25 protein-coding genes are annotated in these 23,505 nt (G+C 70.7%); 13 read left to right on the top strand and 12 right to left on the bottom strand.

Annotation, left to right across the window (positions count from 1 at the left end; translation table 11 throughout):
* The first annotated feature begins 12 nt into the window (after nucleotides 1-12).
* A complete protein-coding gene (mqnC, locus tag ACFVFH_RS05135; protein ID WP_383763663.1) occupies nucleotides 13-1,212 on the top strand; it encodes a cyclic dehypoxanthinyl futalosine synthase in 1,200 nt (399 codons plus the stop codon).
* A gap of 159 nt (nucleotides 1,213-1,371) precedes the next feature.
* Complete coding sequence (locus ACFVFH_RS05140) at nucleotides 1,372-1,998, top strand: hypothetical protein (protein WP_383763665.1); 627 nt, start codon at nucleotides 1,372-1,374, stop codon at nucleotides 1,996-1,998.
* 490 nt (nucleotides 1,999-2,488) lie between these two features.
* On the opposite strand, the gene ACFVFH_RS05145 is transcribed toward ACFVFH_RS05140, so the two are convergent.
* Nucleotides 2,489-3,127 (bottom strand): DUF3152 domain-containing protein, encoded by a 639-nt coding sequence (locus tag ACFVFH_RS05145; RefSeq protein WP_383765538.1) that lies wholly within the window; start codon nucleotides 3,125-3,127, stop codon nucleotides 2,489-2,491.
* Nucleotides 3,128-3,373: 246 nt separating this feature from the next.
* On the opposite strand from ACFVFH_RS05145, the gene ACFVFH_RS05150 reads away from it, so the two are divergent.
* Nucleotides 3,374-4,066, top strand: coding sequence for a demethylmenaquinone methyltransferase (locus ACFVFH_RS05150; RefSeq protein ID WP_383763668.1), 693 nt, complete (start codon nucleotides 3,374-3,376; stop codon nucleotides 4,064-4,066).
* Nucleotides 4,067-4,364: 298 nt separating this feature from the next.
* Here ACFVFH_RS05150 and ACFVFH_RS05155 read toward each other — a convergent pair whose 3' ends face one another.
* The gene (locus ACFVFH_RS05155) at nucleotides 4,365-4,871 is read right to left on the bottom strand and encodes a GNAT family N-acetyltransferase (RefSeq protein ID WP_383763671.1); all 507 of its coding nucleotides are present in this window, start codon (nucleotides 4,869-4,871) and stop codon (nucleotides 4,365-4,367) included.
* 97 nt (nucleotides 4,872-4,968) lie between these two features.
* Here ACFVFH_RS05155 and ACFVFH_RS05160 point away from each other — a divergent pair, with 97 nt between their 5' ends.
* Nucleotides 4,969-6,255 carry a geranylgeranyl reductase family protein gene (locus ACFVFH_RS05160; RefSeq protein ID WP_383763674.1) on the top strand — a complete coding sequence of 429 codons (1,287 nt, stop codon included), beginning with the start codon at nucleotides 4,969-4,971 and terminating at the stop codon, nucleotides 6,253-6,255.
* 100 nt (nucleotides 6,256-6,355) lie between these two features.
* Here the strand turns inward: ACFVFH_RS05160 and ACFVFH_RS05165 are convergent, their stop codons facing one another.
* Nucleotides 6,356-7,207: an oxidoreductase gene (locus tag ACFVFH_RS05165; protein WP_383763676.1), complete on the bottom strand. Its 852-nt coding sequence runs from the start codon at nucleotides 7,205-7,207 to the stop codon at nucleotides 6,356-6,358.
* 206 nt (nucleotides 7,208-7,413) lie between these two features.
* Here ACFVFH_RS05165 and ACFVFH_RS05170 point away from each other — a divergent pair, with 206 nt between their 5' ends.
* Nucleotides 7,414-8,334 carry a helix-turn-helix transcriptional regulator gene (locus ACFVFH_RS05170; RefSeq protein WP_383763679.1) on the top strand — a complete coding sequence of 307 codons (921 nt, stop codon included), beginning with the start codon at nucleotides 7,414-7,416 and terminating at the stop codon, nucleotides 8,332-8,334.
* A gap of 30 nt (nucleotides 8,335-8,364) precedes the next feature.
* Here ACFVFH_RS05170 and ACFVFH_RS05175 read toward each other — a convergent pair whose 3' ends face one another.
* The 6 genes from ACFVFH_RS05175 to ACFVFH_RS05200 all read right to left on the bottom strand — a co-directional run bounded on the left by ACFVFH_RS05175 (nucleotide 8,365) and on the right by ACFVFH_RS05200 (nucleotide 13,374).
* Nucleotides 8,365-8,856: a hypothetical protein gene (locus ACFVFH_RS05175; RefSeq protein ID WP_383763682.1), complete on the bottom strand. Its 492-nt coding sequence runs from the start codon at nucleotides 8,854-8,856 to the stop codon at nucleotides 8,365-8,367.
* 126 nt (nucleotides 8,857-8,982) lie between these two features.
* Nucleotides 8,983-10,143, bottom strand: a complete 1,161-nt coding sequence (locus ACFVFH_RS05180) for an abortive phage infection protein (RefSeq protein WP_383763685.1) — start codon at nucleotides 10,141-10,143, stop codon at nucleotides 8,983-8,985.
* A gap of 238 nt (nucleotides 10,144-10,381) precedes the next feature.
* The gene (locus tag ACFVFH_RS05185; protein ID WP_383763687.1) at nucleotides 10,382-11,596 is read right to left on the bottom strand and encodes an MraY family glycosyltransferase; all 1,215 of its coding nucleotides are present in this window, start codon (nucleotides 11,594-11,596) and stop codon (nucleotides 10,382-10,384) included.
* A 96-nt stretch (nucleotides 11,597-11,692) separates the two neighbouring features.
* Nucleotides 11,693-12,094 carry a hypothetical protein gene (locus tag ACFVFH_RS05190; protein WP_383763690.1) on the bottom strand — a complete coding sequence of 134 codons (402 nt, stop codon included), beginning with the start codon at nucleotides 12,092-12,094 and terminating at the stop codon, nucleotides 11,693-11,695.
* A gap of 220 nt (nucleotides 12,095-12,314) precedes the next feature.
* On the bottom strand, nucleotides 12,315-12,515 hold the full coding sequence (locus tag ACFVFH_RS05195; RefSeq protein WP_124717024.1) for a DUF397 domain-containing protein: 201 nt from the start codon (nucleotides 12,513-12,515) through the stop codon (nucleotides 12,315-12,317).
* A 10-nt stretch (nucleotides 12,516-12,525) separates the two neighbouring features.
* Entirely contained in the window at nucleotides 12,526-13,374 is an 849-nt protein-coding gene (locus tag ACFVFH_RS05200; protein ID WP_383763692.1) for a helix-turn-helix domain-containing protein, read from the bottom strand.
* 241 nt (nucleotides 13,375-13,615) lie between these two features.
* On the opposite strand from ACFVFH_RS05200, the gene ACFVFH_RS05205 reads away from it, so the two are divergent.
* From ACFVFH_RS05205 to ACFVFH_RS05215, 3 genes are all read left to right on the top strand, one after another.
* On the top strand, nucleotides 13,616-14,083 hold the full coding sequence (locus tag ACFVFH_RS05205; RefSeq protein WP_383763695.1) for an ATP-binding protein: 468 nt from the start codon (nucleotides 13,616-13,618) through the stop codon (nucleotides 14,081-14,083).
* Nucleotides 14,084-14,155: 72 nt separating this feature from the next.
* Nucleotides 14,156-14,545, top strand: coding sequence for a hypothetical protein (locus tag ACFVFH_RS05210; RefSeq protein WP_383763698.1), 390 nt, complete (start codon nucleotides 14,156-14,158; stop codon nucleotides 14,543-14,545).
* Nucleotides 14,542-15,132 (top strand): TetR/AcrR family transcriptional regulator, encoded by a 591-nt coding sequence (locus tag ACFVFH_RS05215; RefSeq protein ID WP_383763701.1) that lies wholly within the window; start codon nucleotides 14,542-14,544, stop codon nucleotides 15,130-15,132. The genes ACFVFH_RS05210 and ACFVFH_RS05215 overlap by 4 nt, the downstream gene beginning before the upstream one ends.
* Before the next feature lie 65 nt (nucleotides 15,133-15,197).
* Here the strand turns inward: ACFVFH_RS05215 and ACFVFH_RS05220 are convergent, their stop codons facing one another.
* Entirely contained in the window at nucleotides 15,198-16,652 is a 1,455-nt protein-coding gene (locus ACFVFH_RS05220; RefSeq protein ID WP_383763703.1) for an acyltransferase, read from the bottom strand.
* A 188-nt stretch (nucleotides 16,653-16,840) separates the two neighbouring features.
* On the opposite strand from ACFVFH_RS05220, the gene ACFVFH_RS05225 reads away from it, so the two are divergent.
* Entirely contained in the window at nucleotides 16,841-17,251 is a 411-nt protein-coding gene (locus ACFVFH_RS05225) for a hypothetical protein (RefSeq protein WP_383763706.1), read from the top strand.
* A 70-nt stretch (nucleotides 17,252-17,321) separates the two neighbouring features.
* Here the strand turns inward: ACFVFH_RS05225 and ACFVFH_RS05230 are convergent, their stop codons facing one another.
* Together ACFVFH_RS05230 and ACFVFH_RS05235 are read right to left on the bottom strand one after the other, a co-directional pair.
* Nucleotides 17,322-18,566, bottom strand: a complete 1,245-nt coding sequence (locus tag ACFVFH_RS05230) for an MFS transporter (RefSeq protein WP_383763709.1) — start codon at nucleotides 18,564-18,566, stop codon at nucleotides 17,322-17,324.
* 302 nt (nucleotides 18,567-18,868) lie between these two features.
* Nucleotides 18,869-19,702 (bottom strand): C40 family peptidase, encoded by an 834-nt coding sequence (locus ACFVFH_RS05235; protein ID WP_383763713.1) that lies wholly within the window; start codon nucleotides 19,700-19,702, stop codon nucleotides 18,869-18,871.
* 831 nt (nucleotides 19,703-20,533) lie between these two features.
* Here ACFVFH_RS05235 and ACFVFH_RS05240 point away from each other — a divergent pair.
* The 4 genes from ACFVFH_RS05240 to ACFVFH_RS05255 are packed head-to-tail and all read left to right on the top strand — an operon-like array spanning nucleotide 20,534 to nucleotide 23,495.
* Nucleotides 20,534-20,893, top strand: coding sequence for an NADH-quinone oxidoreductase subunit A (locus ACFVFH_RS05240; protein ID WP_003992243.1), 360 nt, complete (start codon nucleotides 20,534-20,536; stop codon nucleotides 20,891-20,893).
* Nucleotides 20,894-20,911: 18 nt separating this feature from the next.
* Entirely contained in the window at nucleotides 20,912-21,466 is a 555-nt protein-coding gene (locus ACFVFH_RS05245; RefSeq protein ID WP_030926341.1) for an NADH-quinone oxidoreductase subunit B family protein, read from the top strand.
* The gene (locus ACFVFH_RS05250; protein WP_383763717.1) at nucleotides 21,463-22,173 is read left to right on the top strand and encodes an NADH-quinone oxidoreductase subunit C; all 711 of its coding nucleotides are present in this window, start codon (nucleotides 21,463-21,465) and stop codon (nucleotides 22,171-22,173) included. Before ACFVFH_RS05245 ends, ACFVFH_RS05250 begins: the two co-directional genes overlap by 4 nt.
* Complete coding sequence (locus ACFVFH_RS05255; RefSeq protein ID WP_383763719.1) at nucleotides 22,173-23,495, top strand: NADH-quinone oxidoreductase subunit D; 1,323 nt, start codon at nucleotides 22,173-22,175, stop codon at nucleotides 23,493-23,495. The genes ACFVFH_RS05250 and ACFVFH_RS05255 overlap by 1 nt, the downstream gene beginning before the upstream one ends.
* The last annotated feature ends 10 nt before the right edge of the window (nucleotides 23,496-23,505 follow it).

Genomic DNA, 23,505 nt, shown 5'->3' on the forward strand with positions numbered 1-23,505 from the left:
GGTGACAGCCCGGTGACCGAGAAGGCCGACCTTCAGCCCATCCTCGACCGAGCCGCCGAAGGCGGTCGGATCTCTCCGGAGGAGGCGCTCGACCTCTACCGCTCGGCACCGCTGCACGCACTGGGCGCGGCCGCCGACGCCGTACGCCGACGCCGTTACGCCGGTACGGAGCACATCGCGACGTACATCATCGAGCGCAACATCAACTACACGAACGTCTGTGTCACGGCCTGCAAGTTCTGCGCCTTCTACGCCGCGCCCAAGGACACCGCCAAGGGCTGGTCCCGCGACCTCGACGACATCCTGCGCCGCTGCGCGGAGACCGTCGAGCTCGGCGGCACGCAGATCATGTTCCAGGGCGGGCACCACCCGGACTACGGCGTGGAGTACTACGAGGAGCACTTCTCCGCGATCAAGAAGGCGTTCCCGCAGCTGGTGATCCACTCCCTCGGCGCCTCCGAGATCGAGCACATGGCCCGCATCTCGAAGGTCTCCGCCGAGGAGGCGATCAGCCGCATCCACGCGGCCGGTCTCGACTCCTTCGCCGGAGCCGGAGCCGAGCTGCTGCCCGCCCGGCCGCGCACCGCGATCGCCCCGCTCAAGGAGTCCGGCGAGCGCTGGCTGGAGATCATGGAGATCGCCCACGGCCTCGGCGTCGAGTCCACCTCCACCATGCTGATGGGCACCGGCGAGACCAACGCCGAGCGCATCGAGCACCTGCGGATGATCCGCGACGTGCAGGACCGCACCGGCGGCTTCCGCGCGTTCATCCCGTACACGTACCAGCCCGAGAACAACAAGCTGAAGGGCCGGACGCAGGCCACCCTCTTCGAGTACCTGCGGATGATCGCCATCGCCCGGATCTTCCTGGACAACGTCGCGCACATCCAGGGTTCCTGGCTGACCACCGGCAAGGAGGTCGGCCAGCTGTCGCTGCACTACGGCGCCGACGACCTCGGCTCGATCATGCTGGAGGAGAACGTCGTCTCCTCGGCCGGTGCCAAGCACCGCTCCAACCGCCTGGAGATCATCGACCTGATCCGCAAGGCGGACCGGGTGCCCGCCCAGCGCGCCACGACGTACGAGCACCTCGTCGTCCACGACGACCCGGCGAACGACCCGGTCGACGAGCGCGTGGTCTCGCACATCTCGTCCACCGCCATCGAGGGCGGTACGGCCCACCCGGAGCTGAAGCTCCTCGACGCCAACTGAGACCGGTCCGGAACCGGTGAGAAGGAGCGGGGCCGGGTGCGTGCGGCCGCGAGGCGGAGGGCCGAGGTCCGGCGGAGCCGCGGTGACTGACGACGCGCCAGTCGGGCCTGCCCGGCTCCGCGACGCCGCCCCCCGGCCTCCGGTCGTCATGGGGCTGCCGTGCTGACGGTCCATGCCGCCGACGCGGTGCACGGCGCCCCGGACGGCGCGGACGCCGTGGCCGTGGACGGGGGCCTGATCGTCGCCGTCGGCACGTACGGGGAGCTGACCGCCGCCCGTCCCGGGGCCCGGGTCCGGCGGTGGTCCGGGCTGATCACCCCGGGGCTGCTGAACGCGGCGGCCCCGGCCCTGCTGGAGGCCGCCTACCACCCCGACCCGCGCGAGGCCGACGCACTCGGCACCGAACCCCTCACCGGGGACGCGCTCACCGCACTTCCCATGGACGAGGCCCGCTGGGGCGCGAGTGCCCGGCGCGGCCTGCAACGGATGCTGCGGCACGGCACGACCGCCGTCCGGGGCCCCTTCACCCGCCCCGCCGTGCGCATCGCGGTGGCCCGCTCGGGCCTGCGCGTCCACGGCCCCGGCCCGGCACCGGACCAGATCTCGCTGGACCCGCTGACGTCCGTACCGGACCCGGCCGGGGCGTTCGCGGGCGCCCTGACGGTCGGCGGCCCCGCGGACCTGGCGGTGTTCGGAGTACCGGACCCGGCGGCACTGCGCGCCGAGGGCGCCGGAAGCTGCGTGGCGACGGTGCTCGGCGGCCGCCTGGTCTTCCGCCGCAGCTGACACCCGCGTACGGCTGACGCGTAGGGCGGCTGACGCGTGGGCGGTCCGGTGCGCGGGTGACGCGTACGCGGTCCGGTTCGCGGCTCATGGTTCGCGCGTACGCGGTCCCGCTCACGGTTCACGCGTGGGCGGTGCCGGTTCACGGCTGACGCGGACGCGGACGCGGTCCGGTGCTCGGCTCGCGCGTGGGCGGTCTCGTGCGCGGGTGACGCGTACGCGGTCCGGCTCACGGCTCATGGCTCGCGCGTACGCGGTCCCGCTCACGGTTCACGCGTGGGCGGTGCCGGTTCACGGCTGACGCGGACGCGTACGCGGTCCGGTGCTCGGCTCGCGCGTGGGCGGTCTCGTGCGCGGGTGACGCGTACGCGGTCCGGCTCGCGGCTCGCGCGTATGCGGTTCGGTGCTCGGCTCGCGCGTATGCGGCCCGGTTCACGGCTGACGCGTACGCGGTCCGGCTCACGCTTCATGGCTCACGCGCACGCGGTCCGGCTCACGGCACCGGCGGGCCGCCCAGGTACTGGCCCTTGGCGTCGTACGGCCAGGCGTTGGAGACGCACCCCTTCAGCCCGTATATCTGCTGCATCATCGCGGGGGCGGGGCGGCCCTTGCCCGGACAGGTCTCGTGGCCGTGGCCCAGCCAGTGGCCGACCTCGTGATTGATGATCAGGGCGCGGTACTCGGCGAGCGGGCCGTGGAACTCGGGCGATCCCTGCTGCCAGCGCTTGAGGTTGACCATGACATCGATGCCGACCCGGCAGTTGACCTCGCCGTGGGTGTCGAGACCGCCCTTCCCGCAGAGCGCGTCGGTGGTCGCGGGGGTGGCGATGCGGATGACCAGCCCGGCCGATCCGTCGGCGACCCGGTGGAAGCTCTGCTCGCCGTGGTGCGACCAGCCGCGCGGGGCCGCGAGGATCCGGGCGATCTCGGCCGCGGCCCGCTCCGGGTCGACGCCCGAGCCGTCCTCGACCTCGACGCGGTACGCCTTGCCGCCGCCTTTGGCCCGGCCCGCGCCGGAGCCCGGGGCGTCCGCGCGGGCGACGGCGAACGTGCCGGTGCCCGGCGAACTCCCGGACGCGGACGGCGCGGCCGTCCTGCCGTCGGCACCGCTGTTCCAACGCGGCCCCAGCACGGCGGCGGCGCAGATCAGCGCCGCCGTGACGACGACGGCGAACAGGCGGCCTCGGCTGCCGCGGTGGCCGTCCGGCCCCGGCCGGAGGCGTGCACCTCGTGCGGACATCTGGGTTCCCCCCTGGATCCCGGTGGCTCTCGTGCCCCCTCTGTACTGACCGTCGCGGCGACCGATTGGTTCAGTCCACCCGGATAACGACTTGTGACCTGCGCGGAGTGCCGCGGACCGGGCTGCTTGAATGGACGGGTGACCCGAGCCTCCCTGGACAAGCAGCCGCACGAAGTCGCCACGATGTTCGACGACGTGGCGGCGAACTACGACCTCACCAACGATGTGCTGTCACTCGGCCAGGCCCGGCTGTGGCGCAAGGAGGTCGCGAAGGCGGTGCACGCCCGGCCCGCGGAGAAGGTCCTCGATCTGGCCGCCGGCACGGCGACGTCGTCGCTGCCGTTCGCCGCGACCGGCGCGTACGTCGTGCCGTGCGACTTCTCCTTCGGCATGCTCCAGGAGGGCAAGAAGCGCAACTCCTGGCTGCCCTTCACCGCGGGCGACGCGACCCGGCTGCCGTTCCGCGACGAGACCTTCGACGCGGTGACGATCTCCTTCGGGCTGCGCAACGTCCAGGACACGGACACGGCGCTGCGCGAGCTGTACCGGGTGACCAAGCCGGGCGGCCGGGTGGTGATCTGCGAGTTCTCGCAGCCGACCTGGGCGCCGTTCCGCACGGTCTACACCGAGTACCTGATGCGGGCGCTGCCGCCGGTCGCGCGCGCGGTGTCGTCCAATCCCGACGCGTACGTCTATCTCGCCGAGTCCATCCGCGCCTGGCCCGACCAGCCGGGACTCGCGGCCGCGCTCCAGCGGGCCGGCTGGTCGAAGGTCGCCTGGCGCAACCTCACCGGCGGCGTGGTGGCGCTGCACCGGGGCGTACGCGACTGAGGGCCCTTCCGCCCTCTCGTGGTCCTGGCGGTCGCGCGACGACAGCTGCGACAGCCACGGCACCTCGGCGCGTTGTCGGAACGCCCGAACGCGTCCAGTGTTCGGGCGTCCCTCCGCCTCGCGGTGCACGACACCGGACCGGGAAGCGGGACCCGGCGCGCGCCGGCCCGGCGCGACCCAGCCCGGCGCGACCCGGACGCGAGGCCCGGACGCGAGGCCCCTGCGCCGGAGACCATGGGCGGGTCCCGGGCCAGGGCCCGGACCGGCGGTCACGGGCCCCGGGTCCCGGGCCCGTCCGTCACCGGGCCGGTGACAGCCGGAAGCAGTACCCCTTGCGCCCCGAGGCCGTCGTGACCTCCTCCGCCCGTTCCATGCCGAGCCGCAGCGCCACGGCCATCGAGCGCTCGTTCCGGGCGTCGATCACCGCCACCACCTCGCCCACTCCTGCCGCGCGCAGCCGTTCCAGGGTGACGCGCGCGGCGGCGGTCGCGTAGCCCCGGCCCCAGGCCGCCCGGCCGAGCCGCCAGCCGATCTCGATCTCGCCCACCGGGCCGAACGAGGTGTGCGGCCAGGGCTGCGCACCGGCGAAGCCGACCGCCTCGCCGTCCTCGTCGAGCACCGTCCAGAGGCAGAACCCCAGTTCGGCGTCGTGTCTGCGCTGTCTGGCGGTCAGTTCCTCGTACACCGAGAGCTCCGACGACCTGCCGCCGAAGAACTCCATCACCTCGGGGTCGTCGAACACGCGATGCCAGGAGATCGCGTCCTCGTCCGTGGGGACACGCAGGTCTATGCGGGGAGCTGACATCGAGGAGCCCTTCGGGAAATGGATCAGCAGGCCCCCCTAGACTGCATGGGACAGGTGCCGCGCGGCACGTGATTTCGAGTCCTCGGGAGATCCGACCGTGACCGAGCAGCCCCTCTCCGAGCACAGCGCGGACGTGATCGTCGTCGGGGCGGGCCCGGCAGGCTCCACGACCGCGTACTACCTCGCCAAGGCCGGACTGGACGTCCTGCTCCTGGAGAAGACGGCCTTCCCCCGCGAGAAGGTCTGTGGCGACGGCCTCACCCCGCGCGCCACCAAGCAGCTCGTCTCCATGGGCATCGACATCTCCGAAGAGGCCGGCTGGCTGCGCAACAAGGGCCTGCGCATCATCGGCGGCGGCGTCCGCCTCCAGCTGGACTGGCCCGACCTCGCCTCGTACCCGGACTACGGACTGGTCCGCAAGCGCGACGACTTCGACGAGCAGCTGGCCCGCCAGGCGCAGAAGGCGGGCGCGCGGCTGTACGAGCGCTGCAACGTCGGCGCCCCGGTCGTCGACGACCGCACCGGCCGCATCACCGGCGTCCACGCGAAGCTCGGCGAGGAGAAGACCCCGGTCACCTTCCACGCCCCACTCGTCGTCGCCGCCGACGGCAACTCCACCCGGCTGTCGCTCGCCATGGGCCTGCACCGCCGCGAGGACCGCCCGATGGGCGTCGCCGTGCGTACGTACTTCACCTCGCCCCGCCACGACGACGACTACCTGGAGTCCTGGCTGGAGCTGTGGGACCGGCGCGGCCCCCAGGACCGGCTGCTGCCGGGCTACGGCTGGATCTTCGGCATGGGCGACGGCACGTCCAACGTCGGCCTCGGCATCCTCAACTCCTCCTCCGCCTTCAAGGAGCTGGACTGGCGCGAGGTCCTCAAGGCGTGGTGCGCGTCGATGCCGGAGGACTGGGGCTACACCCCGGAGAACATGACGATGCCGATCCGCGGCGCCGCCCTCCCGATGGCCTTCAACCGCCAGCCGCACTACACCAAGGGCCTGCTGCTCGTCGGTGACGCGGGCGGCATGGTCAACCCGTTCAACGGCGAGGGCATCGCGTACGCCATGGAGTCGGGCCAGATCGCCGCCGACGTCATCGTCCAGGCCCACGCCCGCGCGACGCCCGCCCAGCGCGAACTGGCCCTGAACAACTACCCGAAGGTGCTCAAGGAGACCTACGGCGGCTACTACACGATGGGCCGCGCCTTCGTGAAGCTGATCGGCAACCCGAAGGTCATGAAGGTCGCCACCCAGCGCGGCCTGACCCACCCCCTCCTGATGAAGTTCACCCTCAAGATGCTCGCCAACCTCACCGACCCGACGGGCGGCGACGCGATGGACCGCGTCATCAACGGCCTCTCGAAGGTGGCCCCGAAGGCCTGACGCTCCGGGCCGCCGTTCCGGCGCGGTGCCGATGCCCGCTGCCGATGCCCGCTGCCGGGCCCCGCTCCGGGGCGGGCGCCGGGCCCGGCAGCGCGTGACGTCAGGCGGACCGGCCGATGTCGTCGAAGTTGGTGGAGGCCGACAGCTCGGCCCACGCCAGCATGTCGCGTGCGAAGGACTCGCGTCCGGCCCGGACCAGCCGAAGCGCGTCGGGGCCGAGCAGCAGGCGCGCCGGCGGCTGCTCGGCCGCCACGATCCGCAGCACCGCGGCCGCGGCCTTGTCCGGGTCGCCCGGCTGCTGTCCGCTGCCGTGGACGCGCCGGGCGCGCAGCGGCTCGAACAGCTCGTCGTAGTCGGCGATCGAGCGGGGCGCGCGGACCATCGAGCGGCCGGACCAGTCGGTCCGGAAACTGCCCGGCTCGACGGCGGTGACACGGACGCCGAAATCGGCGACCTCCTTGCCGAGCGTTTCGAGGATGCCCTCCACCGCGAACTTGCTGCCGTGGTAGAAGCTGAGGCCCGGCATGGTGATCAGCCCGCCCATCGAGGTGACGGCGATGATGTGGCCCGAACGGCGCTCCCGCATGTACGGCAGCACGGCCTTGATCACCGCCACGGTTCCGTAGACGTTCACCTCGAACTGTCGGCGCAGGTCGTCCATCGACGACTCCTCGAAGAGGCCGTCGTGGCCGTACCCGGCGTTGGCGACGAGCACGTCGACCGGGCCCAGTTCGCGCTCGGCCCCGTCCACGACCCTGCCCACGGTGTCGTGGTCGGTCACGTCCAGGACGCGGGCGTGCGCGTCGCCCGCGAGCGCCTCGAAGGCGTGCGCGTCGGCGGCCGTGCGCACCGTGCCCACCACCCGGTGGCCCGCGGCCAGCGCCGCGCGGGCCAGTGCGCGGCCCAGGCCGGTGCTGACGCCGGTGATCAGGAAAGTCTTGGTGTCCGACACGGGAGTTCCCCTTCGTACGATGCGAACGCGGGCCGGACGGGGCGGCTGCGCCCCGGCCGGTCTCGACACGTTCCACTTCAGCACCGGAATCCGCCGCCGACCGGGTTCCGGGGAGCCCGCTCCGCCCCGGGGACGGGGGGACCGGGGGACTGGCAGACCCCCCTTCGTCGGCCGCCGGGACGATCCCGGGCCCTATCGTGAACGGCATGGACCGCAACACAGCCCTCGGTGAGTTCCTCCGCTCCCGGCGTGCGCGGATCACCCCGCGCCAGGCGGGCCTGCCCGACGACGGCGGCTCCCGGCGCGTGCCCGGACTGCGCCGCGAGGAGATCGCGCGACTGGTGGGCGTGAGCGTCGACTACTACGTACGCATGGAACGCGGACGCCGGCTGAACGTCTCCGAGACCGTGCTGGACGCCCTCTCCCGCGCGCTGCGCCTCGACCCCGTCGAACGCACCCATCTGTTCCAGCTCGCCAAGTCTGCCGCGGGCAGGCCCCGCCGCTCGGTGACGCGCCCGCAGCCGGTCCGCCCCGGGCTGCGCGACCTGCTCCGGATCCTCGACCACACCCCCGTTCTCGTGCTGGGACGGCGACTGGACGTACTGGCGTCCAACGAGATGGCCCGTGCGCTGCTCACCGACTTCGACGCGCTGCCGCACCGCGAGCGGAACCTGGTGCGGTTCATGTTCTGCGACGAGACCGCCCGCTCGCTGTACACCCACTGGGACACCCACGCCCGGGACATCGTCGCCTCGCTCCGCCGCGACGCCGGACGCCACCCCCACGATCCGCTGCTCGCCGAACTCGTCGGCGAACTCTCCATCACCGACGAGGACTTCCGCCGCTGGTGGGCCGACCAGGACGTGCACCGGCACACGCACGGCACCAAACACTTCCACCACCCGATCGCGGGCCCGCTCACCCTCAACTACGAGTCCCTCACCCTGCCCGCCGACCAGGACCAGCGCCTGAGCGTCTACACCGCCGAGGCGGGCTCCCCCTCGGAAGAGGCGCTGCGGCTGCTGGCCGCGTGGATACGGCAGCCCGAGACCGCGCAGGGGCTCCGAGAGGACCACCGCAGCGGTACCGGCGCGCGTCGCCCCGCTCCTTCGGCGGACCCGGGGTAGGTACGGATACTCGGCCCCCGTTCGAGTGGTCTACTCGGCGTCGTGCCTTTGGCTCGAGTTCCGCTCTCCCAGCCGTCTGATTCGCCAGGCAGGCAGTGGGTGGCGGGCCTCCGTGACGACGAAGTGCGCCATGTCGACCAGCATGCGTCGAACAACCGAGATGGGGACGACCAGATCGTCCCATTGGTTGTAGTTGGCGTGAAGGCGGATCCGATCGTCGGAGACACGCTCCAGGACGCAGCTTTCCACGCCCAGCAGTCGCTCGTCACCGGCCTCGATCCTGAGCCATTGCAGCAGGAGGGACGAGATGGCCCAGTCGGGCCCGGACTGGTCAACGAATTCCTCCGCCGCCCATCGCAAAGCCTGTGGAGTGCCCTCGGGGGCCCTGATCAGAGTCCTGCCGAAGGCGGGAGCGACCTGATGGATCGTGCCGTCCTCGCTCACGTCAGCGGCGGGGATCTCCTCCAGACCGAAGATCCAGGCGTCTTCGGAGGACCTGGCAGCGTTGTTGACGTGGCTCATCCGCACGACGATGCCACGCCCTTCGCGGCGCGCAGCCCATGAGGATGCCGTAGTGCTCCGCTCATGATCGTGTGACGAGCTCCAAGTGACCTTGAGCGGTCTTTCGGCAGGGCGGCGCCGCGCCCCTCAACGGCGTCCCGCTCGCCCGTAGCACCGGGCCAGGGCGTGGAAGGACTGCTTCGGTTCCCAGTGCCAGTCGGACGCCGGGTCGTCGAACCGGTCCTTGATCGGCTTCACCACGGCGTAGCTCGCCATGTCCAGGTCGTAGCGGGGTACGGGGGAGTGCGGGGCGTCGGGGGTCAGGAACTCGAAGGCCATGGCGGCGTAGAGGCCCATCTCCTCGAAGACGCCCAGGAGTTCGGTGAGGTAGGCGGCCTGGGTGCGTTCGCTGCGCACGAGGCCGCCTTTGATCTCGGGCGGCTGCTTGGTGTAGTCGATGGTGTCCCATCCCATGCCGCCCTGCTCGGGTGCCCCCGCGTACGTGCAGGTGCCGAACTCCGTGATCGCGAGCGGCTTGCCCCAGCGCAGGTACCGGCGCAGTTCGCGTACGTAGTCCGCGCGGTCGGGGAAGTACGAGTAGTAGTCGATGCCCACGATGTCGAACAGGCTCCAGTCGACCTCGTCGTCCTGAGCGGCCGCGTACGACAGCTTGCCGCCGAAGACCGACCGGCCGACCTTCGCGGCCCGTGCCGTGAACGCGGTCAGGCGGCGCATCATCTGCTGCGGGTCGTAGTTCCCGGCCATCAGATTGCGGATCCGCTCCTCCGCGTTCTCCCCGGGCACGATCCCCGGTACGAAGAGCCAGAACTCGCACCCCACACTCAGGTCGGCCCGCGCTCCCTGGCGGCGCAGCCGCTCCAGGTGGCGGCCGGTCTCCGCGAGGTGGTCGAGGATCTCCGCAGCGGGGCGGTCGCCCAGTGTCGGCTGGAGCCAGATGTGGAGGCCCAGCTCGGCGGCCTCGGACGCGGTGGCGTCGAGGCGGTCGACGCCGTCGCCCGTCACCTCGATCGATGTGGCGTGCAGGTCGTCCCTGATGGCACGCAGGTCCTCGCGCATGCGTGAGGCGCTCCACGCGGTGCCGGGGGTCTCGCCCGCGCCGACCGTGTAGCAGACCCCTCGATGCGTCAGCCCGTGGCCCCGGGCGCGGCCGTCCCGTCGCCCGGCCGTGGCCGCCGACGCGGGGGCCCCGGCCAGGAGCGGTCCGGCGGCCGCCGCCGCCCCGATCGCCCCCGCCCCGGCCAGGAACCCCGCCCGGCTGATACCCCCGCTGCGTACGTCGCGATGCACTCTGACTCCCCGTGTGGTCGGCGGTTCTCGTGTCGCCGTCAGTCTGCCGAGGGGGCACGGGCGGGGGCGTCCGCCGAAAGTCTGCGGGTGCGCGACCAAGGGATGAACCGGGCTGGGGGAGAGGAGACTTACGGACTGCTGCGGGCGGCCTTCGGAGGTTGACCGGCGGCATGCGGTGGGGGTGGAGCGGGGCCTGACGGCGGGCCGAGTGGCCCCGGCGCCCGCCCCCCGGACCCCGTCAGCCGTCGCGCAGGCCGGCGTCCACGCGTGTGCGGTGGTCGGCGGCCGTGGTGCGCTTTCCGCCGGAGGCGACCACCCGCCCCCCGCGCCCGCGCGGCAGCAGCCGGCGGGTGAGGCCGGACGCGTAGCGGGGCTGGAGCAGCAGGAACAGGCCCACCGCGCAGACGAACGCGACCCCGAAGAGCATCCAGGACTTGGCGCCCCGCGCCGAGTAGGCCACGATCCCGAACGAGAACAGCGCCGACCAGAAGTACATGAGCAGCACGGCCCGGCGGTGCGAGTGGCCGAGCTGGAGCAGACGGTGGTGGAGGTGACCCTTGTCGGCGGCGAACGGGGACATCCCGTTCCACGTACGCCTGATGACGGCGAGCACCAGGTCCGCGACCGGCAGCGCGATCACGGACAGCGGCAGCATCAGCGGAATGTAGACCGGCACCATCGCGGCCGAACCGGACGTGCCGTCCACCGATTGCTTGAGGAGGCTCGGGTCGACCTCGCCCGTCACCGAGACCGCGCATCCGGCGATGAGCAGCCCGAGCAGCATCGAGCCCGAGTCGCCCATGAAGATCCTGGCCGGATGCGAGTTGTGGACCAGGAAGCCGAGGCACATGCCCGCCAGGATCGCGGAGATCAGCGTGGTGGACGCGGCGGCCTCGATCCCGTAGCCGTACCAGAGCCGGTACGCGTACAGGAAGAACGCCGTGGCCGCGATGCCCACCGTGCCCGCGGCCAGCCCGTCGAGCCCGTCGACGAAGTTGACCGCGTTGATGGAGACGACGATCAGCCCCACGGTCAGCAGAGTGCCCTGCCAGTCGGAGAGATAGATCCCGTCGGTGCCGGGCACCGGGAGCCAGAGGATCGTCAGCCCCTGGAACGCCATCACCCCGGCGGCGAGCACCTGACCGCCGAGCTTGACCAGCGCGTCGACGCCCCATTTGTCGTCCAGCACGCCGAGCAGACAGATCAGCGCCGCACCGGACAACAGCGCGCGCGGTGTCGAGCTCTGGGTGAAGATCTCTTCCAGGTGCGGCAGGTGGGAGGCGACCAGAAGCCCGGCGAGCAGCCCGCCGAACATGGCCATGCCCCCCAGACGCGGAGTGGGCTCGCGGTGGACGTCGCGGGCCCTGACCTCGGGGACCACCCCGATGGAGATCGCGAACTTCCTTACGGGGCCGGTCAGAAGATGGGTCACGGCCGCCGTGATGAACAGCATGAGCAAGTAATCCCGCACGGGCGGCCTCACAATCCGGCCCAGCGGGCCGATACCCGAGCCCGATCGATGCCCTCGCTGCGCCCCGGCGAGCCTAGCTCATGCGGATTTCAGCGCGACGGGGCGTGGGGCGGGGCCGTGGTCGGTGCGGGCGTCGATCGATACGTACGTCAGCGGGCGGATGTGCCATTCGAGGTGCCGGCCGCCCCGCAACAGGAGCGTGAACCCGCAGGGTTCGCCGCGATGGAGCGCGCCGAGCGCCTGCACCCAGCCGCCCTGGTCCGCCCAGTGATGGGCGCGGATCAGCTCACGCGGTGTGAGGCCGAAGAGATGGTTCGCCCGGAGCTGGACGCGGATGGCGCGGACGGCCTCCTGGGGCGTCGCCATGATGCGCAGGTCGACCGGCTCGGGGACGAAGCCGGTGGCGGGGCCGTGGCGGAGGGCCTCGAACCGGTAGCCGCGCTCGACGGCTGGCCGTAAGGGAGTGAGGGACGTACGCATCGTCGACCGTCCGATCGCAGGCGAGCATGCCAAATGGCTTGCGGGCACGGGGAGTTGTGGTGCGGCGCGGCGGGCGGAGGCGGCCGGCCTCGTGGCGTGGCGACGCAGGGCGACGGTAGCGTTACGAGTGGATGCGGCGCAACAGTGTGACGTCCCTATGTTGCGCCGGAGCGCGGAACGCCCTCCGGCGTTGGAACCGGAGGGCGCTTGCGGGCCGTGCTCAGATCAGGTGGTCGAACTCCCCGGCTTTCACGCCGAGCACGAACGCGCGCAGCTTGGCGACGCTCGTGGTGACGACGATGTCGGGGTCATCGCTCTCGCGCATCTTGATCGAGCCGTCGACGGGGGCCAGCTCGATGCAGCTCTGATTGTTGTCCGCTCCGGAGAACGAGGACTTCTGCCAGTTGATTGCGTCGGTCATGCGGGTGGACTCACATTTCCTGTGCGATGTGTTGAATGAATTGTGCGGACTCCTCCGTGTCGAGAGAGATGGACTCGATGGAGTCGAAGAGGGCTCGATATCGCGCCAGCTGGGCCTCGGCGTCCAGGAAGCCCGCGTCGAAGGCGCTGTCCAGCTGGACGGTGTCGAGTGCCGGAATTTCGGCTCCGGCGTACAGCGTCGAATGCACTGAACCGGTGATCTGCCTGGTGAACGGGATGATGCGGATCGTCACGGACGGCCAGGTGGAAACCTCGTGCAGAAAGGCGAGTTGCGCCCGCATGGTCTCGGGGTCGCAGTACCGCATCCGCAACGCGGCCTCGTGGATGAACGCCTCGAACGGGGTCGGCCTGGGGCGATCGAAAATGTCGCGCCGTCTGGTGCGGTGCTCGACGCGGGCGTTCAGTTCGTTGGCGGGAAGGTCGGTGATCCCGCTCCGGATGATGGCCCGTGCATACGACTCCGTCTGGAACACGCCAGGGATGATGAGCATCTGGATGGCGCGAATGTAGGACGCCTTGTGCTCCAGCTCCGCCAGGTCCAGGAATCCGGGCGAGAGTATTCCGCGGTAGTCGTCCCACCATCCCCTGGTGCGTTCGTCGGCCATCTCGGCCAGGGCGTCGACCAGGTGCTTGTCCGACGCCGAGTAGTGGGCCGCCAGTCGGCGTACCCGTTCGCTGCTCACTCCGTAGCGGCCGGACTCGATGTGGCTGATCTGGGCTCGCTCGCCGCCCAGGTACGCGGCCGCTTCGCTCCCGGACATCCCCGCACGCTCGCGCAGCTTGCGAAGCTCCGCACCCAACCGCCGCTGCCTGGCGGTCGGATAGCTCCTCGGTGGCATGGACCCTCCCCTTCGTGCGGGTACGAGTGTGCCGCCCGACCGGGCCGCTGGTCCACTCGTATGGGTGCTACGGCCGTCCCATTGTTGTGCCCTAGCGTCCGGAGGTGTCGAGCCCGCGGGTGGATCGGCCCGAAGTGCAGCCCCCCGTAAGTGAGTTGAACGCTCACGGGTCTGGCCGATGCCACGGGTCGCGCCCACCGCACGACGCCCCGGAGACCGCCTCACGCAGGGAGACCGCGCCATGACCTCCGTATCCGTTCCTTCGTCACCCGCCCCCTACCTGCCCCAGCGCGGCGGGCGCTACCGGCTCGTCGTGCCGAACGCGCCCACCGCCCCCAGGATCGTGCGGGACTTCGTGGCGACGGTGCTGTGGGCCGCCGAGCACCCGCACCTCGTCGACGACGCCCGGCTCTGCGTGAGCGAGGTCGTCTCCAATGCGTACTGCCATACGGACTCGCCGCAGGTCCGGGTGGAGGTCACCGTCGACCACCGGCAGATGACGGTGTACGTCACGGACGACGACCCCGGTTCGACGCCCTGCCCCCGCACCGCCGTGCGGCCGGACCGGGACGAGCACGGCCGGGGGCTGCTCCTCGTCGACGCGCTCGCCGTGCGGTGGGGGACCACCGCGTACGGGGCGCGGTCGCCGCACTCGAAGGCGGTGTGGTTCACCCTCTCCGCCACCGGCACGGCTCACCTCTCCGCTTGATTTGGACGACCGTCCAGGTCTATCGTCCAAACAGTCGGCCGACTCCCGCACGTACACGTATCGGAGAGTGTGATGAACCAATCCCTGCTGGCCACCGTGACCGCGGCCCTCCTGGTCTGGGAGGCGCTCCTGCTGATTCCCATGGTCCCGGGGAAGCTGATCGACACGAGGGACTTCGCCCCGCTGCCCCGGTGGCAGTACAACGGCTTCAACGTGTATCTGACCTCCCTCGGGCTGGCCAGCTTCGTGGTGGCCGGGTTCGCCATGGCCGATCAGCACTGGGCCTTCGTGGCGGCACTGGTGCTGAGCCTCGGCTACATCGCGGTCTTCGCGGCCGACCTCGGCGCGGTCTTCCCCGTCGTGCCCGACCCCCTGCCGGTACAGTTGCTCGTTCTCGAAGCGATCGCGCTGGCCTCGGCCGGGGTGCTCGCCGTGATCGCGATCCAGGGGGTACGGCTGTGACGGGCGAGTCCACGGGCCCCTCGCGCGGGACGGATACGCGCGAGAAGATCATCGAAGCGGCCGCCTCCCTCATTCCCGAGCTGGGCTGGGGCGATGTGAGCAGCCGACGGGTGGCGGAGCGCGCGGGCGTGAACACCGGAGTGATCCACTACCACGTGGGGAGCATCGGCGAACTCCGGCGCATCGCGGCGGTCCGGAAGGTCCGGGCGTTCTTTCTCGGCCGGATCGACGAGGCACTGTCGCTGGAGGACCCGGCCGTGGCCGTGGAAACCATGCTCCGCGCGCTGTCCGCCAACGATCCGCGCGATCCGGAACTCCTGCTGCTGTACGAGTCGCTCGTCGCCGCGAGCCGGGACGACCAGCTGCGCGCCGAAATCGCCGCCCTGCTGGCGGAGCTGCGGCAGCGGCTGTGCGACTGGTTCGCGGCCCGGGGGGTCGCGCGTCCGCTCGCCGTCGCGGTGACGCTCACGGCGGCGATCGACGGCTACCTGCTCCAGCGGTCGCTCGACCCGTCCGTCGAGCCCGGTCCTCTCGTCGACGGGCTGGTCGGCATGGTCCGGCAGCGGATGGCGGCCGACGGGGCGTGAGGTGCGAAGGCGCGGCGGCCGCGTGGCGTTCCCTGCCGCGCGGCCGCCGCACATGAGGGTGCTGCTCAGGCGCTGCCCGGCCGGGAGAGGACCGGGGCGCCCGCCGGACGCGCGGCCTGCCGGACGGGCGTGGCGGGCGGGCTCTGCCGGACCAGGACCCCCGGGGCGCTCTTCTCCCGTACGACGAGCAGTCCCGCCAGCACCAGCAGCACCCAGAGCACCGGGGCGAGCGGATTCTCGGGGAGCACGAATCCCTGTGCGGCGAGTCCGAGCAGACCACCGGCGGAAAGGACCGCCGCGAGGACGAGCTTTCCGAGGCCCATCTCCGATACCGCTCCGGACGGGCGACGGATTTCGAACCGGCCGAACACCCGGGTGAAAGTCACCAGGAACACCGCCGAAATCCCGACCCACAGCGGTGCCACCGCGAACCACATCGGACTTCCGGGCGTCGGTGTCGAGAATCCGAATCCGAGAATGAAGATTCCGGCCGTCGTCACGAGCGCGGGCATGTGCCAGAGGTACAGGGTCATGAAACGGGTTCCGCACCATTGCAGAAGGGCGGTGACCCGTGGGCGTCCGGCGCACCGTGTGATGACCGGCTTGAGCGTCAGCCAGAGCCCCAGCTGGCCGATGGTCAGCGACAGCATCAGGGCGGTCGGCGGGCTCATGTTGGAGACCGGGGCCCCGGGCATTCCGATCATGGAGGGCGGATAGGGCCCGAAGAACACGGCGGCCGCGGTGAGGCCGAAGCCGAGGGCGGCCACACCCGCCGACGCCCGTCCGCAGCGCACGCGCAGGCTGCCGTCCGCGTAGTGGAAGCCGAACTGGTGGGCGGCCAGCCAGACGAACAGGGCGTTCAGGAAACCGATCGCGGGGGAGACCTCGAAGCGCAGCACGTCGACGACCAGGGCGCAGACCGCGAGGACACCGATCACCCGCCATCCGTGACGGCGGTACCAGGCGTACATCACGGGCGTGAGCGCGACCACGAGTATGTAGACGGCGAGGAACCAGAGCAGCTGGCCGGCCGTCTTGCCCGCCAACAGCACCGGTTGCCGCGGCACTCCCGCCCCGGTCAGTGCGTGCGGCAGCAGCAGCCATACGGCCGCCAGGGGTACGACCGGGACGAGGAGACGCGCGATACGGCCCCGGAGCCAGGTGCGCACCGATGCCGTCGACCGGAACGAGAAGAAATTGGCGGCACCACCGGCGAAGAACACCATGGGCATGACCTGCGTCAGCCAGGTGACGACCCACCAGCCGGGACTCGAAAGGGCATTCCCGGTGCTCAAATGCCCATTTCCATAGGACAGTACGGGCATGAGCCAGTGCTGGGAAATGACGGCCAGCACACAGAGCGCTCTGATGACGTCTATGAAGGAATCGCGACCGCGAAAGCGGCTGCGATCGGGCGAATGAGCGGGGGGCTGCTGCATGTAATCATCCTGCGTTCGGCAGGCGTTGGAGGCAGTGACGCGGTCCCCCGAATTCATCGGGGTGCCAGCACCGCGCGTCATGGTGGGGTTCTCCCCACCGGGCCCCGTGCAGCGGCCCCGCGCGCCGGGCCCCGCGCGCCGGGCGGGGCGGGGCCGGTGGCGTCCGGACGGGTCGTTCTTGATCGTTGGCGCATTCCCCGGATACGGAGCGGCGCCCGCTCCTACGCTGATTCCGTTCGACCGGACAATTCCGTAAAACGGAGGATTACATGCGCGCACGCCTCGCCGCTGTCGCCGCAACGGCCGTCCTGGGCTCCGGCATGCTGGTCAGCGCACCCGCTGCCCACGCGGCCGATCCCGTCAGCACGTTCGACGTCACCGTCGGGAACACCTACACCCGGGGCACGATCACCTGGCACAACCGGTCCGTCACCGTGGCGGGGGAGCAGAAGTCGGTGTCCGATACGAGCTGCCGGGGGACCACCGCCTTCACCCTCGACTCCGCCAACAAGCAGTTGGGCAGCCACTACAGCTCCCAGACCTGCGGGGCCAGCGAGAAGTTCTACCCCTTCGTCGTTCCGGCGGACGTCGCCGGTGGCGCCGCGGTCGTGCGGATCTGCCTCGACGACGGCGGGTCCCCGGCCACGTACCTGAGCTGCAAGCGCTACGGACGCCCGTAGGGCCGACGGGGCGCCGAAGGAGCGGCCCCGGGGGCCCGCCCGGCCGGGTGCCGGGCGGGCCCCGCGCGGCTCACCCGAGCCGCCCCGAGCCGCCGGGGCGCCCCCTGGTGGCTCCCGCCACCGCCGCCACCACCGCGAGCGCCGCCGTCGCGCCGCCGAGCAGCATGACCGCCGAGACGGACAGGTGGTCCAGGCCCGCCCCGCCCGCCAGGGCGCCGAGGGCGAAGGCCGCCTGGAAGAACGCGGTGAAGAGGACGGACGCCGCTTCGGGCGCGTCGGGCGCGGCCCTGGTGAACCAGGTCTGCGAGCAGACCGGCACCGCACCGTAGGCGACCCCCCAGACGGCCAGCAGCGCGACGGCCCCGGCCTCCCACCGGCCGAGCACCGGCAGCAGCACGGTCGCGGTGGCGATCAGCCCCGCGGCGAGGGCGACCGCGGTGCGCGGGCGGCGCGTCACGAGCGCGCCGCCCGCGAAGTTGCCGACGATCCCGGCGGCGCCGTAGACCAGCAGGAACACCGTGATCGTCGTCGGACCGGCGTGCGTGACCCGCTCCAGGAAGGGCGTGACATAGGTGTACGTCGCGAAGTGCGCCGGCACGACGAGGAAGGTGAGGAGCAGGGCGAACAGGGTGCCGGGCCGGTTGAGCACGGTACGCAGCAGGCTCGCGCGGGTGACCCGGGTCGGCGGCAGCGGCGGGACCACCAGGAGCATCAGGGCCAGTACGCCCACGCTCAGCAGCCCCATGACGACGAACGCGGTCCGCCAGCCGGCCAGCCCGCCGAGGAACGTACCGGCGGGGACGCCCAGCACGGAGCCCAGCGGGACGGCCGAGAAGATCACCGCCGTGGCCCGCCCGGCCGACGCCGGGCGGACCAGCCGGCCGGCCAGTCCGGAGCCGATGGACCAGAAGCCGCCGATGGTGACCCCGACCATCACCCGGGCGACCAGGATGAGGCGGTAGTCGGTCGCGGCGGCGGTGAGGAAGTCGGCCAGGGCCAGCAGGAGGACGAAGGCGCCGAGCATCAGGCGACGGTCGACGCGGGCCGTCGCCACGGTGACCACGGGGGCGGAGACCGCCGCGAGGAGTCCGGGCATGGTCATCATCAGGCCCGCGGTGCCGTCCGAGACGTCGAAGTCGGCCCCGATCGAGGTGAGCAGGCCGATGGGCAGGATCTCGGTGGTGACGATCGAGAAGATGCCCAGCATCACGGAGACGACGGCGAGCCGACCGCGTAAGGGCGTGCGTCCGGGGGCGGAGCCGGATGCGGGGGGTGCGGGACTGGCGGATGCGGGGGTGGCCGCGGGGGTGGTCATGGCGGGGCCGTCCTGTGCTCGGTGACGCGAGGGCTGTTCGCCCCAGTTCACAAGCGGCGGCGGACGGCGTCCGGCAGGTTCGCGACATCAACCCCGGTGGGCGGCGTCGATGTCGCGAAACTGCCGGAGCGGCCCCGGCACCGGGACGCGCGCGGAGGACACGGGGAAGCGCGGAGGCGGCGCGGAGCAGCGGGAACGGCGAAGGGCCGTCGCTCCCGAGCGGGGGAGTGACGGCCCTTCGCCGCGCGCCGCGAAGCGCTTGTGAATCCGTGAACCCGGGCGGACCCGGAGGTTCCGTCAGATCAGAGAACGCGGACCGCGCCCGACGGCGGGTCGTAGGACAGCGGACGCTGCACCACACCGGTGCTGGAGTTCTGCGCGCCGACGAACTGGCCGTTGCCCACGTAGATCCCCACGTGGTACGCGCTGCCCGCGCCGCCCCAGTACAGGATGTCGCCCGGCTGGAGGTTGCTCAGGGAGACCTGGGTGCCGGCGGTCGACTGGGCCTGCGAGACGCGCGGCAGGTCGATGTTGACCGAGCGGAACGCGGCCTGGACGAGGCCGGAGCAGTCCCACGAGTTGGGGCCGGTGCCGCCGGGCACGTACGCGTCGCCGACCTGGGCCTGCGCGAAGGCGATGACCGCGGCGGCGGAGCCGGTCGCGCTCGACGAGGAAGAGGAGGACGACGTGGAGACGGTCGTGCCGGTGCTGGAGCCGGAGGTCGCGCTCAGCGTCGTGCGGGCGGTGGAGCGGGAGGCGCGCTCGGCGGCCTCCGCCTTGGCCTTGGCGGCTGCCTCCGCCTTCTTCTTGGCCTCTGCCTTGCGGACCGCCTCGGCCTTGGCCTTCTTGGCGGCCTTGGCCGCGGTGGCGGCTGCGGCGTCCTCCTGGGCCTGCGTCTGCAGGTCCTGGGCGACCTGCTGCGTGGCCTGGGCGGAGGCGGCGACGGCGGTGGAGAGCCCGGCGGTGATGGTGGGCATCTCGATGGTCTGGGTCACCGGCTCGGCCTGGGCCGGACCGGCCGCGCCTGCGACCGCGATGGTGCTGAGGACGCCACCGGCAACTCCGGCCCGCAGCGCCGTCTTCGGGGCGTTTCGGCGGGGCTTCCGGTGGCTGGGTATGTGAGCGGTGTGGGACATGGGTACTAGCGCTATCAGGGCCCTGGGGCTCCCATCAAGAAACGTGTGTTGCGACACAGTTACGTCCGGAATCTGTGAATCCGCTTTCTGGAACCCTTTATTGACGCCGTAACGGGCAAAACGGTCATGCCTGATCACCGCTGTGATCACGGCCTTTCGGCAATACGCCCGAATTGCCCGCCACCTACCATCCGTTCACACCGATGGCCAAGCCCGCTTTTATGGAAGCCGTACCGGAGTGACGCAGGTCACAGTGTGCTCGGTGCGTGAGGGGCGGTTATGCGCCATGACCCCAAGGCGGCGGCGAGCGAGGGGAGATGCCCTGTTCGCGCTGATGATCGTAAATGCACCCGAGTGTCTACTTTGCTCCTCGTGATGTCTCCTCCCGGGTGACTCCGGACGGAACGGGCGGGGGTCGCGCCGCCCCGGGGCGGCGCGTGGCGGGGTCCATGGGCGGGGTGGCCGGGGCCGGGGGGTGCCGGTTCCTTTATCACTCCGTGGAGTCCATCGCCAATTTGCTTGCCATGGCCATCTCTTGATAGGGCGACAGGCGTTTGACCAGCGGTAACAGCATCAGATGTCACGTCTCGTGATCACTCGGCCGCTTCGCGTGTGAAGATCACCGCTCATCCGACTTCATGATCCTTCGTCAGGTGGTGGAGATCACAAAGGCGTTGTCGTACCCCGTGTCGCAGATCACAGGACGGCGGGCATAGGATGCGGGGCAGTCGGGCTTGTGAACTGCCTCACATGTGCACGATCTTGGTGAGGCGGTGAGCCGGTCGCCCGATGCGGTCCAACGGTCAAGGACGACTGGAAGGAGCGAGGAGCGTGAATGCCTACGCGCCCATCCTCGTGCTCGGCGCCCTCGGGGCAGGGTTTGCGATCTTCTCCGTGGTCATGGCCACGCTTATCGGCCCCAAGCGCTACAACCGGGCAAAGCTCGAAGCGTACGAGTGCGGTATCGAACCCACACCCACGCCGGCCGGAGGCGGCCGCTTCCCCATCAAGTACTACCTGACGGCGATGCTCTTCATCGTCTTCGACATCGAGATCGTCTTCCTCTATCCCTGGGCGGTCACCTTCGACGCCCTGGGGATCTTCGGGCTCGTGGAGATGCTGCTCTTCGTGCTCACCGTCTTCGTCGCCTACGCGTACGTGTGGCGTCGCGGCGGTCTGGAATGGGACTGAGGGGCTGAGGGGCACACCATGGGACTCGAAGAGAAGCTGCCCAGCGGCTTCGTTCTGACCACTGTCGAGCAGGCCGCCGGATGGGTGCGGAAGTCCTCCGTCTTCCCCGCCACCTTCGGCCTCGCCTGTTGCGCCATCGAGATGATGACGACCGGGGCCGGGCGTTACGACCTGGCCCGTTTCGGGATGGAGGTCTTCCGCGGATCGCCGCGGCAGGCGGATCTGATGATCGTGGCAGGACGGGTCAGCCAGAAGATGGCTCCCGTCCTGCGGCAGGTCTACGACCAGATGCCCAACCCCAAGTGGGTGATCTCCATGGGCGTTTGCGCGTCATCGGGTGGAATGTTCAACAATTACGCCATTGTTCAGGGTGTTGATCATATTGTTCCGGTTGACATCTATTTGCCGGGTTGTCCGCCGCGGCCCGAGATGCTGATGGACGCGATCCTCAAGCTCCACCAGAAGATCCAGGGCTCCAAGCTCGGGGTCAACGCGGAGGAGGCCGCCCGCGAGGCGGAGGACGCGGCGCTCAAGGCCCTGCCCCTGATCGAGATGAAGGGGCTGCTCCGGTGAGCGACGAGCAGAACAACAACGGCGTCCCCGCCCCGCGCGACGAGCACGGCGAGGTCATCGGCGTACGCAAGGGCATGTTCGGCGCCGCCAACGGCGGCGACACCTCCGGCTACGGCGGCCTCGTCCGTACCGTGACCCTGCCGGGCGCCACGCCCCGCCCGTACGGCGGCTGGTTCGACGAAGTCGCCGACGAACTCGAAGGGGCCCTGGAGGAACAGGACCTGCTTCCGGCGCACGCCATCGAGAAGACCGTCGTCGACCGCGGCGAGCTGACCTTCCACATCGCCCGCGAGCACCTGCCCGCCGTCGCGAAGACGCTGCGCGACGACCCGGCGCTGCGCTTCGAGCTCTGCACGGGCGTGAGCGGCGTCCACTACCTCGGCGACAAGGGCCGCGAGCTGCACGCCGTCTACCACCTGCGCTCGCTCACGCACGGCCGGCTGATCCGCCTGGAGGTGTCGGCCCCGGACAGCGATCCGCACATCCCGTCCCTCGTCGCGGTCTACCCGACCAACGACTGGCACGAGCGCGAGGCATACGACTTCTTCGGGCTCGTCTTCGACGGGCACCCCGCCCTCACCCGGATCATGATGCCGGACGACTGGCAGGGCTTCCCGCAGCGCAAGGACTACCCGCTCGGAGGCATCGCCGTCGAGTACAAGGGCGCCCAGATCCCGGCTCCGGACCAGCGGAGGTCGTACTCCTGATGTCTACTCCCCACTCCACGCCCCGGGCCACGACCGAGGGGACTGTATATACAGTCACCGGCGGCGACTGGGACGAGGTCGTCGAGTCCGCGGTCAAGTCCGACGACGAGCGCATCATCGTCAACATGGGCCCCCAGCACCCCTCCACGCACGGAGTGCTGCGGCTGATCCTGGAGATCGACGGCGAGACCGTCACCGAGGCCCGCTGCGGCATCGGCTACCTCCACACCGGCATCGAGAAGAACCTCGAATTCCGGAACTGGACCCAGGGCACCACCTTCGTCACGCGCATGGACTACCTGACGCCCTTCTTCAACGAGGCGGCGTACTGCCTGGGCGTCGAGAAGCTCCTCGGCATCGAGGACCAGATCCCGGACCGGGCCACCGTCCTGCGCGTGCTCCTGATGGAGCTCAACCGGCTCTCCTCGCACCTGGTGTGCATCGCCACCGGCGGCATGGAGCTCGGCGCCACGACGATCATGATCTACGGCTTCCGCGACCGTGAACTCGTCCTCGACCTCTTCGAGCTGATCACCGGCCTGCGCATGAACCACGCGTTCATCCGCCCCGGCGGACTCGCCCAGGACCTGCCGCCCGGCGCGATCGACCAGCTGCGCGAGTTCGTGAAGACCATGAAGAAGAACCTGCCGGAGTACGACAAGCTCGCCACCGGCAACCCCATCTTCAAGGCCCGCATGCAGGACGTCGGCTATCTCGACCTGACCGGCTGCATGGCGCTCGGCGTCACCGGCCCGATGCTGCGCTCCGCCGGACTCCCGCACGACCTGCGCAAGACCGACCCCTACTGCGGGTACGAGAACTACGAGTTCGACGTCCCCACCGCCGACAGCTGCGACGCCTACGGCCGCTTCCTCGTCCGCCTGGAGGAGATGCGCCAGTCGCTGCGGATCGTCGAACAGTGCATCGACCGGCTCGCGCCCGGCCCGGTGATGGTCGCCGACAAGAAGATCGCCTGGCCCGCCCAGCTCGCGCTCGGCCCGGACGGACTCGGCAATTCGCTCGACCACATCAAGAAGATCATGGGCACCTCCATGGAGGCCCTGATCCACCACTTCAAGCTGGTGACCGAGGGCTTCCGGGTCCCGGCCGGACAGGCGTACACCGCCGTCGAGTCGCCCAAGGGCGAACTCGGCGTGCACGTCGTCTCGGACGGCGGCACCCGCCCCTACCGGGTCCACTTCCGCGACCCGTCCTTCACCAACCTCCAGGCCATGGCGGCGATGTGCGAGGGCGGCCAGGTCGCCGACGTCATCGTCGCCGTCGCGTCCATCGACCCCGTGATGGGAGGCGTCGACCGGTGACCGAAGCACG

This window comes from Streptomyces sp. NPDC057697, from assembly GCF_042799335.1.
Lineage (GTDB): Bacteria > Actinomycetota > Actinomycetes > Streptomycetales > Streptomycetaceae > Streptomyces.

Excerpts from the sequence above, each read along its gene's own strand:
- ACFVFH_RS05255 (WP_383763719.1), top strand. The coding sequence starts at position 22,173 with ATGTCTACTCCCCACTCCACGCCCCGGGCCACGACCGAGGGGACTGTA.
- ACFVFH_RS05170 (WP_383763679.1), top strand. The coding sequence starts at position 7,414 with ATGGACCGCAACACAGCCCTCGGTGAGTTCCTCCGCTCCCGGCGTGCG.
- ACFVFH_RS05200 (WP_383763692.1), bottom strand. The coding sequence starts at position 13,374 with ATGCCACCGAGGAGCTATCCGACCGCCAGGCAGCGGCGGTTGGGTGCG.
- ACFVFH_RS05230 (WP_383763709.1), bottom strand. The coding sequence starts at position 18,566 with ATGACCACCCCCGCGGCCACCCCCGCATCCGCCAGTCCCGCACCCCCC.
- ACFVFH_RS05155 (WP_383763671.1), bottom strand. The coding sequence starts at position 4,871 with ATGTCAGCTCCCCGCATAGACCTGCGTGTCCCCACGGACGAGGACGCG.
- ACFVFH_RS05195 (WP_124717024.1), bottom strand. The coding sequence starts at position 12,515 with ATGACCGACGCAATCAACTGGCAGAAGTCCTCGTTCTCCGGAGCGGAC.
- ACFVFH_RS05185 (WP_383763687.1), bottom strand. The coding sequence starts at position 11,596 with ATGCTGTTCATCACGGCGGCCGTGACCCATCTTCTGACCGGCCCCGTA.
- ACFVFH_RS05175 (WP_383763682.1), bottom strand. The coding sequence starts at position 8,856 with ATGAGCCACGTCAACAACGCTGCCAGGTCCTCCGAAGACGCCTGGATC.
- ACFVFH_RS05210 (WP_383763698.1), top strand. The coding sequence starts at position 14,156 with ATGAACCAATCCCTGCTGGCCACCGTGACCGCGGCCCTCCTGGTCTGG.
- ACFVFH_RS05235 (WP_383763713.1), bottom strand. The coding sequence starts at position 19,702 with ATGTCCCACACCGCTCACATACCCAGCCACCGGAAGCCCCGCCGAAAC.
- ACFVFH_RS05205 (WP_383763695.1), top strand. The coding sequence starts at position 13,616 with ATGACCTCCGTATCCGTTCCTTCGTCACCCGCCCCCTACCTGCCCCAG.
- ACFVFH_RS05190 (WP_383763690.1), bottom strand. The coding sequence starts at position 12,094 with ATGCGTACGTCCCTCACTCCCTTACGGCCAGCCGTCGAGCGCGGCTAC.
- ACFVFH_RS05225 (WP_383763706.1), top strand. The coding sequence starts at position 16,841 with ATGCGCGCACGCCTCGCCGCTGTCGCCGCAACGGCCGTCCTGGGCTCC.
- ACFVFH_RS05245 (WP_030926341.1), top strand. The coding sequence starts at position 20,912 with ATGGGACTCGAAGAGAAGCTGCCCAGCGGCTTCGTTCTGACCACTGTC.
- ACFVFH_RS05220 (WP_383763703.1), bottom strand. The coding sequence starts at position 16,652 with ATGACGCGCGGTGCTGGCACCCCGATGAATTCGGGGGACCGCGTCACT.